Below are 10,712 nucleotides of genomic sequence, written 5' to 3'. Positions count from 1 at the left end.
TTCCAATAATTTTAAAGCTCAACTAAGGGAGCCTAATGCTATCGCTCAGAAATCTGATGACGGTGTCCTTATAGCTTATCCGAATCCTGCCAAAGATTTCCTTATAGTAAAGGCAAAAGACCCTTTCCTTAAAATAAAAAATGTTACTTTCTATTCTATTTTGGGAACTCAGGTTGCTAGTTACTCCGTTAATATGAACTCAGGAGAAATCAATCTTGAAAAATTAAAACCCGGCAAATATCTGATACGCTATACACTAAGTAACAATACACAAAAAGTTACACAGATTGTAAAACAATAAATTATAAACTCCTGTTGATGTCAGGAGTTTTTTCTTATAGATTAATTCTGATTCTGTTTTAATTATTCCGTAACTTTCGGAACATTTTTATACTAATTGTAAAAACAGTTTGAATGCTTAAAGCAGAACATATTACCAAGACCTATAATTCAGGAAAAAAGGTAGCATTGAATGATTTCAGTATACACGTTCCAAAAGGAAGTATTTATGGTCTTTTAGGTCCTAATGGGGCCGGAAAAACTTCTTTTATACGTATCATCAACCAGATTACTCAGGCAGATTCCGGAAGTGTATTAATCAACGGGGAAAAATTGAACATCCATCATATCAAAGATATCGGATATATGCCCGAAGAAAGAGGGTTATATAAAAATATGAGCGTGGGAGATCAAATTCTTTATTTCGGAGAATTAAAAGGAATGAGCAAAAATGATGCATTGAATGAAGCTAAAAAATGGTTCGAAAAGCTCAATATTGATCAATGGTGGAAGAAAAAACTCTCTGAACTCTCTAAAGGAATGGCCCAAAAAATACAATTTGTAGTGACCGTCCTTCACAGACCCCATCTTTTGATTCTGGATGAGCCCTTTTCAGGATTTGATCCGGTAAATGCCAACCTTATTAAAGATCAGATCATCGATCTTAAAAATAACGGAACCACTATTATTCTTTCCACCCATAGAATGGAGAGTGTAGAAGAAATGTGTGATTATGTAGCTTTAATCAATAATTCCAATAAAATTATTGACGGGCGGGTTTTTGACGTAAGAGAGAAATTCAAAAAAAATATTTTTGGGGTAACCGTTTCTGAGATAAATGATGAACATTTTGAAAATTTTAAAAACAAGTATAATATCTTCAATGTCACCTTGGAAAATAATCTCACCTCTTTTGAGCTGAAAAATGAAAGTGACCAGAACAGCATACTTTCAGATCTTATTAATGTGGGAAAAATAAGATCCTTTGATGAAAAAATCCCAAGTATGAACGAAGTATTCATTAATGCAGTAAGCAATCATTCTTAATCTATGAATAATATTTTTTTAATTACGAAAAGGGAATTTCTTACGCAGGTAAAGAAAAAGTCTTTTATCATATTAACTCTGCTGGCCCCCATTTTAATCATCGCTTTCGGAGCTTTAGTCGGTCTTATGTTTAAGGCTAACGAATCTCATAATACTATCGAAGTTATTGACCACAGCGGCTTGTTTCAGGGACAATTAAAATCAAATGATAAACTTACTTACATCTATGTACCTACTGTAACTGAAAAGTCGAAAGTTGATAATTTAAAAAGAAATAAAACCATAGATGGAATTCTTATTCTTCCAAAGCTAAGTAATCAGAACTTTGATCACCTAGAAAAGGGATCGCGATTAGTGGTGAATACTAAAATCGGGTTTGACACCAAACAGCGCATTATTTCGGACATAGCCAATGTCATCAAAAAAGAAAAGATGAAAGAGTTGGGCATCGCAGAAAGCCAGCTTAACAATCTTGACAAAGGTTTTGAGCTTAAAACCATCAATGTTTCTGAAAACAATAAAGAAGATAATGACCTTACATTTGGTGTAAAAACCGGACTAAGCATGATTCTCATGTACGTTACTTTTATGTTTATCATTATTTATGGTGTACGGGTGATGAGAAGTGTACTGGAAGAGAAAAATAACCGTGTGGTAGAAATCATTATTTCTTCTGTAAAACCTTTTGACTTAATGATGGGGAAAATTTTGGGAGTAACAATGGTTGCTTTGACCCAATTCATTATCTGGATTGCAATGTCTGTCGTGGGAGCTCTTGTTCTTAATACAGGTTTTAACACATTACAAAGCAATATTCCGGGAGGAAATGAAGAGATGATAAATAAATTGGATGTTACTCAAGTTGCCACTCAGGTTTCACATAGCCTTCTGGAACTTAATTTCCCATTGATTATTTTTGTTTTCATTGTTTTCTTTTTGCTGGGTTATATCTTTTATAGCTCAATATATGCAGCAATCGGCTCTGCTGTAGATAATGAAACAGAGACTCAACAATTTACATTATTTGCCATCCTGCCCCTTATGTTGGGAATGTATGGAAGTTTTTCTTTAATGAATAATCCGGATGGTCCATTAGGTTTCTGGTTATCTATAATTCCTTTCACATCTCCTGTTGCTATGATTGCACGTATTCCTTTTGGCGTCCCTGTATGGCAGCTTGTTTTATCAATAGTATTACTTTTGGGAACTACTATTTTTATGATATTTCTGGCTGGAAAAATTTATAGGGTAGGAATTCTGATGTATGGAAATAAGGCTACATTAAAAGAGTTATGGAAATGGGTTAAAGGTTAATATATTTAAACCCTATAAAATAAAAATCCCGGAAAATAATTCTCCGGGATTTTTTATGTTTATATAAAATTCTTATTGAAAAATATAACTAAGTCCTATACTGATAACTTGTTCTGATTTACTTTTATCTGTACCTCCTTTATCATATTTAAGATCTGGATAAGTATTAGAAAGACCGAAATCATATTTCAATGCCAGTTCAAGTTGTCTTTTGTAGCTATATCCCACTCCCAGTCCTATACCAAAGTTAAAACCATTGGCTTTTCCGCTTGCTTTCGGATTGGTAGGATCTGTTACATCAGGATCATAATAAGGTCTTCCTACTGGTGCATTTTTAACATTTTGACTTAGTAAAAAGTTAAATCTTGGACCTGCCATTCCGAAGAATTCTGATTCTGCTTCAGAAAAATACCCTTTAAAATAAATAGGAACACTTAAGTAGTTATTTCCATAAACAGCATTATATCCATCTTTTCCTTTAGCATCCTTATCTTTTCCTGTTTCTCCAGCACCGTAATATAAAACTTCAGGCTGTAAAAAGAACTGGTTAGCTTTTCCTACAGGAATTAGAGCTAAACCACCTGCCTGGAAAGTATATCTCGGTCCGGAAGGATTGTGAGCATTTCTTACTCTGGAGTAGTTACCTCCGGCTGTAACCCCAAATCTTGTACTACTAAAATCAATTTGTGCAAATGATAAAGTAGAGAAGGCCATAGCCGAGGCCAATAAAAATTTTTTCATATTGTCTTGTTTATAATTATCCTAAAACTTTTGCAACGGTAACACCGATATCAGCAGGAGAATCTACAACATTAATACCATTTTCTCTCATGATCTCCATTTTTGCCTGAGCGGTATCTTCTGCACCACCTACGATTGCTCCGGCATGTCCCATCGTTCTACCTTTAGGAGCTGTTTGCCCTGCAATAAATCCAACAACAGGTTTTTTAGAACCACTGGCTTTGTACCATCTTGCAGCTTCAGCTTCTAAACCGCCACCAATTTCACCGATCATTACTACTGCTTCTGTTTCAGGATCATTGATGAATAATTCTAATGCTTCTCTTGTAGTAGTTCCGATAATTGGGTCACCACCGATACCGATAGCAGTAGAAATACCGTAACCGGCTCTTACTACCTGATCTGCTGCTTCATAAGTTAAAGTTCCTGATTTGGAAACGATACCTACTTTACCTTTTTTGAAAACAAATCCAGGCATAATACCAATTTTAGCTTCATCAGAAGTAATAATTCCTGGGCAGTTAGGTCCTATTAACCTACAATCTCTGTCAGCGATATAAGATTTTACTTTCACCATATCTTCTACAGGAATACCTTCTGTAATACATACGATTACTTTGATTCCTGCTTCAGCAGCTTCCATAATAGCATCTGCTGCAAATGCAGGTGGTACGAAAATAATACTCACATTAGCTCCCGCTTTTTCCACAGCATCAGCTACGGTGTTAAATACCGGCTTTCCTAAGTGCTCGCTTCCTCCTTTTCCTGGAGTAACTCCACCTACTACATTCGTTCCGTATTCTATCATCTGACCCGCATGGAAAGTACCTTCGTTCCCTGTAAATCCTTGTACGATTACTTTAGAATCTTTGTTTACTAAAATTGACATTTTATTGTTGTTTTTTAATTTATTTTTAGATTTATTTAATTCTTACAAATTTACTTATTTTTCTTTGATTTTATTGTACAAAGCAGCCAATTTGTTTATTTGAGATTTCTTACTTTAACTTCTTTTTTAAGATATGTTCTGAAGTCTTCAGCAAACAATCCAATATAAGTCCCTTTTTTCAGATCTCTGTTTACCCCTGCTTTAGCCAATAAAACCGTTCCTTTTTCAATGGTAAGCCCTGAAGCAATTCCGACCTGTCCCCACATTGTAACTTCATCTTCAATAATGCAACATCCCGCAATACCCACCTGCGAAGCTATAAGGCATCTTTTACCAATTACAGTATCATGTCCTATCTGAATCTGGTTATCTAAAACAGAACCTTCACCAATCACAGTAGAATCTGTAACACCTCTGTCAATAGTACAATTATTTCCTATCTCCACATTATTTTCCACAACAACATTTCCAACAGAAATCATTCTGTCAAAGTTGCCATTAAGCTTACGGTAATAAAAAGCATCGCCTCCTAAAACGGTTCCCGACTGAATGATAACATTATCTCCAATAACCGTTCTATCTCCGATGACAACATTCGGAAAAATATGGGTATTCATTCCGATTTTCACATTATTTCCAATTACTGCGGATGAATGTATACTGGTACCTTCCCCAATTTCGATATCGTGCAGCTCTTCTGTAAAGTTATATATTTTAGTAAAATGAGTATTGATTGTATTGAAATCCCTAAACGGATCATCAGAAATTAAAAGCGCTTTTCCTTCCGGACATTCTACTTCTTTATCGATTAAAATGATAGTAGCCGCAGAATTAAGTGCTTTATCGTAATATTTCGGATGGTTAACGAATACAATATCACCCGGTTTCACCATATGAATTTCATTGGCTCCCAATACCGGAAAGTCTTCAGGACCAATAAATTGAGCTCCAATCAGTTCTGCAATTGTTTTGAGTTTCTGAGGTGAATAAAATTTCATAAAGTTTATTTTCGTATAAAACAAAATTCGGAGAGCGTAAGCATCCCCGAATTTAGTATTTTTTATTATTTTACTCTTTCTAAATAACTACCATCTTCGGTATTTACTTTTATCTTGTCACCCGGTTCGATAAACAGAGGCACCATAACACGTGCTCCGGTTTCCACGATAGCATTTTTCAATGCATTAGTAGCGGTATTACCTTTTACTCCAGGATCAGCTTCAATTACATCCAGATATACCGTCGGAGGAATTTCGGCAGAAAGAGGTGTTTCATCTGCTTCTTTTAGAATGATTGTCACTTCTTCTCCCGCTTTCATAAACTGAGAATTTTCAATCATATCCTTATTGATATATAATTGAGAGAAGTCTTCATTATTCATAAAGTGGAAACCATTTTCATCGTCATAAAGATATTGAAACTTACGTGTAATTACTTTTACTTCGTCGATTTTATGCCCTGCTGAGAATGTATTATCTAAAACTTTTCCGTTGGTTACAGATTTAAGTTTTGTTCTCACAAAAGCGGGTCCTTTCCCAGGTTTAACGTGAAGGAATTCAATTACTTTGTAAATATCATTATTAAATTCGATACAAAGTCCCTTTTTGATATCGTTACTTGTTGCCATTAATTATAGTTTGTCTTTTAATTTCTTAATTATTTTCTTTACCAGTACCATAACCTTTTACGATACCTCTCGGTGAATTCTGAATAAATTGGAGAATCTCATCTCTTTCTGCTGTAGGAAGCATTTCTTTCTCTATATAAGTTACCGCCTGAGAAACATTCATTTTCATCTGGAAGATAGATCTATAAATTTTCTGAATTTCAAAAATTTTCTCATTGGTAAAACCTCTTCTTCTTAAACCCACCGAATTTATCCCGGCATAGGACATTGGCTCTCTTGCTACTTTTACATAGGGAGGGATATCTTTTCTTACTAATGTACCCCCGGAAATCATCACGTGTTTCCCGATTTTTCCAAATTGATGAACAGCACTAAGACCGCCCATTACCGTATGATCTCCAATTTCTACATGACCTGCAATACCACAGCCATTGACAATAATCACATGATCTCCGATCACACAATCGTGCGCAATATGAGAAGTGGCCATTATTAAACAGTTTTTACCAATTTTAGTATATCCCAATGCTTTAGTTCCCCGATTGACTGTTACACATTCTCTTATTGTAGTTTCATCTCCAATAATTACCTGTGTATCTTCCCCATCGAATTTTAAATCCTGAGGAATGGCAGAAATTACTGTTCCGGGAAAAATTCTGCAATTCTTACCTATTCTTGCACCATCCATGATCGTCACATTTGGACCAATCCAGGTTCCTTCTCCTATTTCAACATCTCCTGCAATTGTAGTAAATGGTTCTACAATAACGTTTTTGCTGATTTTTGCACGCTTATCTACGGCTGCTAATTGATGAATCATTATTCAACTTTATTTTTTGCAACTTGGGCCATTAATTCTGCTTCTACCGCTACGGTATCTCCTACATATCCATATCCCTGCATATGTACAATACCTCTTCTTATCGGCTCTATCAGTTCAATTTTAAAAATCATAGTATCCCCTGGAACTACTTTTCTTTTAAACTTCACTTTATCCATTTTAATGAAATAAGTGGAATAGTTTTCCGGATCCGGTACGCTTGCCAGCACAAGAATTCCTCCTGTCTGTGCTAATGCTTCCACCTGTAAAACCCCAGGCATGACTGGTTCTTTCGGAAAGTGACCTACAAAGAAAGGCTCATTCATCGTCACATTCTTTAATCCTACAACATGAGAATCGGAAAGTTCCAACACTTTATCGATCAATAAAAACGGTGGTCTGTGAGGCATCAGCCTCATAATCCCGTTAATATCAAAAACAGGCTCTTTAGTTAAATCAAAATCGGGAACATTCTTTTTCTTTTGAAGTTTCCACTGACGATTTAATTTTTTTGCAAACTGAGTGTTTACATAGTGTCCTGGCTTATTGGCAATAACTTTTCCCTTAATCTTTACCCCTGCTAATGCCAAATCACCGATTACATCAAGTAATTTATGTCTGGCCGCTTCATTCGGATAGTTAAGATTAAGGTTATCCAGAATTCCATTCGGTCTGATAGAAACATTATCTTTACCAAAGGCTTTCTTCAATTTCTCTGTTGTTTCCGGAGTTAAATCCTTATCTACATACACAATTGCATTGGAAATATCTCCACCTCTTATCAAGCCATGATCCAGAAGCATTTCCAGTTCATGTAAAAAACTGAATGTTCTGGCAGATGAAATTTCATCTTTAAATTCTGAAATATTTTTAAGAGTGGCATTTTGAGTTCCTAATACTTTAGTCCCAAAATCCACCATAGTAGTTACTTCATAATTGTCTGAAGGAATAATAGTGATTTCCGAACCTGTAGTCGGATCTGTATAGTTAAGAACTTCTTTAATAACCAAATATTCTCTGGCCATGTTCTGCTCCACTACTCCCACATTTTCAATGGCTTCAACAAAATATTTAGAAGATCCATCTAAAATAGGAGGTTCTGAAGCATCCATTTCCAAGAAGGCATTATCTATATCACAACCAACTAATGCAGCTAAAAGATGCTCACATGTAGTGATTTTCACTCCTAATTTTTCCAGTGTAGTTCCTCTCTCTGTTGCTACTACATAATTAACATCTGCTTCTACCTGAGGATGTCCCTCCAAATCCGTTCTTACAAAAACAAAACCTGTATTTTCTTTAGCAGGTTTTATGGTAAGTTTTACTTCTTTACCTGTATGAAGCCCAATTCCAGAAAGAGTTACTTCTTCCCGGAGTGTTTTTTGCATATCACCCATTAGTTTTATCTTTTGAGTTATTCTCAAGATTATTTATTCTACTTACAATATTTGTAAAGTTTCTGAAATGAACATAATTTCTGCGGAAATCCGACGCTGAAATAGCCGGTGAGCCATATAAAACTTCACCATCTTCGATATTATTGTTAACACCGCTTTGCGCCTGAACTTTAACCTGATTTCCAATATTAATATGCCCAACGATTCCTACCTGACCTCCGATCTGGTTCCAATCTCCAATAGTAGTAGAACCCGCAATTCCCGCCTGAGCTGCAATTACATTATTCTGTCCGATTTTTACATTATGGGCAATCTGAATAAGGTTATCAATTTTAGTTCCTTTTCCAATGATTGTGGAACCAATAGTAGCCCTATCTATACTACAGTTAGAGCCTATTTCAACATCATCTTCAATGACTACATTTCCTAATTGAGGAATTTTTTTAAATCCGTTGGCTGTAGGCTGGAAGCCAAAACCATCTCCCCCAATTACCGTATTGGAATGGATTACACAATTATCACCTATAATGCAATAATCGTATATACGAGCTCCGCTGTCTATTTTACAGTTTTTTCCAATTTTAACTCCTTTTCCTAGGTATACATGAGGATAAACTTGCGTACCCTCACCAATTTTCACTTTTTCAGAAACATAGGTAAAAGCACCTATATATACACCTTCTCCTACTGTTGCAGTATCATGAATAGAAGCGCCATCTTCTACCCCGTCTTTTCTGCCCTGCATCTCCTGATATAAATTCATCAGAACCTGAAAAGACAGATAAGCGTCTTTTACAGCAATAATAGTGGGTACATAATTATCTTTAGTGAGAAGTTCTTCCGAAACAATAAGAACAGAGCATTTTGATGTATCCAAGAAATGAGAAAATCTATCTTGGGCAATAAAAGAAAGATGCCCGAAGTCCCCATTTTCAATAGGTGAAACTCCAGTAATAAGTGCGTTTTCGTCACCTATTATTTTCCCGTCAATAAAACTTGCAATTTGCGAAGCTGTAAATTCCATATCCTGCAAAGATAAGAAATTCTATAATTCGCAAACATTTTTTAATTTTCAGATAAGCAATTTTAAGATTCTTTAAGATTTTCCTTTAGACGATTTCACGAGGGAAAGTCAAGATATATCGGGTTGTTTTATTAACGATCAAACCTGACAAAATCTGATCCTCAGATTCCTCCAGCCTTAATTTATTTCCGTCTTTTTGTAATAAATAGATAGGCTGTTTTTGGGTATTATAAGGCAGTAATGTTCTTGATATTTCATTCACCAATTCCTTACCATTATCAATTCCAAAAAATTCGTCGGCCTTTTTTATCTTTTCTTCAATAAACTCTTTTTCAAATGGATGTGATGAAATGATTGTTTTAGGTATATTTCTTTGAATTACACATTTACACCAATAAGACAGTATCACATCATCTGAATTTTGCCATATTTTCATGGCCTGAATTACATCATTATCATCCAGCTGTGTAAACCTCTGTATATCTTCCTGGGTCGCAGAATTCTTTCCACGATATAAAAAATAATTAAGATTTTCAGTCGCTTCCAGTTTCACACCTTCCGAAACCAAAAGCTTGGCACGTTCCAAAATCTTTACTAACAGAAATTCTGCTAAAGCGGAAGTTTTATGATAATACACCTGCCAATACATAAACATTCTGGCGGTTAAAAAATTTTCAATAGAATAGATACCCTTTGCGTCTACCACCAACTCTCCTTCTTCACATACATTCATCATAGAAATTATCCTTTGAGTATTGATATTTCCTTCTGAAACCCCCGTAAAGAAGCTGTCTCTTTTTAAATAATCCAAACGATCCACATCCAGCTGAGAGGAAATAAGCTGATTAAAAAACTTTCTATGGTATTTCCCCTGAAACATTTCTATAGCAATTCCCAACTGACCATCAAATTCTCCATTCAATCTTTTCATTAATAATAAAGACAAATTCTCATGATGCCAGTCATCCATCAACATACTTTCCAAAGCATGAGAGAATGGTCCATGCCCGATGTCATGCATTAATATAGCTAGCAGTGCTCCTTTTTCTTCTTCTTTGGAAATCTGAACTCCCTTAAGCTTAAGTGTTTCCAGAGCTGTAAACATTAGATGCATGGCTCCTATGGCATGATGAAATCTGGTATGGGTAGCACCTGGAAAAATCAGATTCAATAATCCTGTCTGAGAAATCCTCCTTAATCTTTGAAAATAAGGATGTTCTATAATATCGAATAAAATTTCATAAGGGATTTTGATAAATCCATGAACAGGATCGTTAATAATTTTGAGCTTATTTTGCATGGAAACATTGAATATAATAACAAATTTAGGAAAATTAAATAGCAACCCAATATTTTACTTTCTTCTCCTCTATAACAAACTATCCACCTAATAAAGAAAATTTCTACATTTTTAAAATAAATAAAATTTATAATACTTTATTTTTAAATAAATAAAATAGAAATCAATATCTCAAAGAAAATCAAATAATTATCTCCACTGCAAAATAAATTTTAATAAGTCTCATGATTACCCCTGCCATAGCTTTTATTTGTAAGGATTATCCATTTAACTA

11 protein-coding genes are annotated in these 10,712 nt (G+C 34.9%); 3 read left to right on the top strand and 8 right to left on the bottom strand.

The window, feature by feature from the left end; all coding sequences use genetic code 11:
• From Q0A18_RS12745 to Q0A18_RS12735, 3 genes are all read left to right on the top strand, one after another.
• On the top strand, positions 1-301 hold a 301-nt coding region (locus Q0A18_RS12745), incomplete at its 5' end, for a T9SS type A sorting domain-containing protein (protein WP_292010532.1).
• A 113-nt stretch (positions 302-414) separates the two neighbouring features.
• The gene (locus Q0A18_RS12740) at positions 415-1,326 is read left to right on the top strand and encodes an ATP-binding cassette domain-containing protein (RefSeq protein ID WP_292010531.1); all 912 of its coding nucleotides are present in this window, start codon (positions 415-417) and stop codon (positions 1,324-1,326) included.
• 3 nt (positions 1,327-1,329) lie between these two features.
• Positions 1,330-2,640: an ABC transporter permease gene (locus Q0A18_RS12735; protein WP_292010530.1), complete on the top strand. Its 1,311-nt coding sequence runs from the start codon at positions 1,330-1,332 to the stop codon at positions 2,638-2,640.
• A 72-nt stretch (positions 2,641-2,712) separates the two neighbouring features.
• On the opposite strand, the gene Q0A18_RS12730 is transcribed toward Q0A18_RS12735, so the two are convergent.
• The 8 genes from Q0A18_RS12730 to Q0A18_RS12695 all read right to left on the bottom strand — a co-directional run bounded on the left by Q0A18_RS12730 (position 2,713) and on the right by Q0A18_RS12695 (position 10,438).
• Positions 2,713-3,381, bottom strand: a complete 669-nt coding sequence (locus Q0A18_RS12730) for a porin family protein (RefSeq protein ID WP_292010529.1) — start codon at positions 3,379-3,381, stop codon at positions 2,713-2,715.
• A gap of 16 nt (positions 3,382-3,397) precedes the next feature.
• On the bottom strand, positions 3,398-4,270 hold the full coding sequence (sucD, locus tag Q0A18_RS12725) for a succinate--CoA ligase subunit alpha (RefSeq protein ID WP_292010528.1): 873 nt from the start codon (positions 4,268-4,270) through the stop codon (positions 3,398-3,400).
• 95 nt (positions 4,271-4,365) lie between these two features.
• Positions 4,366-5,268: an LpxD N-terminal domain-containing protein gene (locus Q0A18_RS12720; RefSeq protein WP_292010527.1), complete on the bottom strand. Its 903-nt coding sequence runs from the start codon at positions 5,266-5,268 to the stop codon at positions 4,366-4,368.
• 65 nt (positions 5,269-5,333) lie between these two features.
• Positions 5,334-5,897, bottom strand: coding sequence for an elongation factor P (gene efp / locus Q0A18_RS12715; protein WP_292010526.1), 564 nt, complete (start codon positions 5,895-5,897; stop codon positions 5,334-5,336).
• A gap of 25 nt (positions 5,898-5,922) precedes the next feature.
• Entirely contained in the window at positions 5,923-6,717 is a 795-nt protein-coding gene (lpxA, locus tag Q0A18_RS12710; RefSeq protein ID WP_292010525.1) for an acyl-ACP--UDP-N-acetylglucosamine O-acyltransferase, read from the bottom strand.
• Positions 6,717-8,114: a bifunctional UDP-3-O-[3-hydroxymyristoyl] N-acetylglucosamine deacetylase/3-hydroxyacyl-ACP dehydratase gene (locus tag Q0A18_RS12705; RefSeq protein ID WP_292010524.1), complete on the bottom strand. Its 1,398-nt coding sequence runs from the start codon at positions 8,112-8,114 to the stop codon at positions 6,717-6,719. Before Q0A18_RS12705 ends, lpxA begins: the two co-directional genes overlap by 1 nt.
• The gene (lpxD, locus tag Q0A18_RS12700; protein WP_292010523.1) at positions 8,107-9,138 is read right to left on the bottom strand and encodes a UDP-3-O-(3-hydroxymyristoyl)glucosamine N-acyltransferase; all 1,032 of its coding nucleotides are present in this window, start codon (positions 9,136-9,138) and stop codon (positions 8,107-8,109) included. Before lpxD ends, Q0A18_RS12705 begins: the two co-directional genes overlap by 8 nt.
• Positions 9,139-9,223: 85 nt before the next feature.
• Entirely contained in the window at positions 9,224-10,438 is a 1,215-nt protein-coding gene (locus Q0A18_RS12695) for an HD domain-containing protein (protein WP_292010522.1), read from the bottom strand.
• Positions 10,439-10,712: the final 274 nt, after the last annotated feature.

The sequence above is a fragment of the Chryseobacterium sp. genome (assembly GCF_022712095.1).
Lineage (GTDB): Bacteria > Bacteroidota > Bacteroidia > Flavobacteriales > Weeksellaceae > Chryseobacterium.
This window is presented reverse-complemented; position numbering and strand designations above follow the sequence as displayed.

Excerpts from the sequence above, each read along its gene's own strand:
- Q0A18_RS12740 (WP_292010531.1), top strand. The coding sequence starts at position 415 with ATGCTTAAAGCAGAACATATTACCAAGACCTATAATTCAGGAAAAAAG.
- Q0A18_RS12735 (WP_292010530.1), top strand. The coding sequence starts at position 1,330 with ATGAATAATATTTTTTTAATTACGAAAAGGGAATTTCTTACGCAGGTA.
- Q0A18_RS12730 (WP_292010529.1), bottom strand. The coding sequence starts at position 3,381 with ATGAAAAAATTTTTATTGGCCTCGGCTATGGCCTTCTCTACTTTATCA.
- sucD (WP_292010528.1), bottom strand. The coding sequence starts at position 4,270 with ATGTCAATTTTAGTAAACAAAGATTCTAAAGTAATCGTACAAGGATTT.
- Q0A18_RS12720 (WP_292010527.1), bottom strand. The coding sequence starts at position 5,268 with ATGAAATTTTATTCACCTCAGAAACTCAAAACAATTGCAGAACTGATT.
- efp (WP_292010526.1), bottom strand. The coding sequence starts at position 5,897 with ATGGCAACAAGTAACGATATCAAAAAGGGACTTTGTATCGAATTTAAT.
- lpxA (WP_292010525.1), bottom strand. The coding sequence starts at position 6,717 with ATGATTCATCAATTAGCAGCCGTAGATAAGCGTGCAAAAATCAGCAAA.
- Q0A18_RS12705 (WP_292010524.1), bottom strand. The coding sequence starts at position 8,114 with ATGGGTGATATGCAAAAAACACTCCGGGAAGAAGTAACTCTTTCTGGA.
- lpxD (WP_292010523.1), bottom strand. The coding sequence starts at position 9,138 with ATGGAATTTACAGCTTCGCAAATTGCAAGTTTTATTGACGGGAAAATA.
- Q0A18_RS12695 (WP_292010522.1), bottom strand. The coding sequence starts at position 10,438 with ATGCAAAATAAGCTCAAAATTATTAACGATCCTGTTCATGGATTTATC.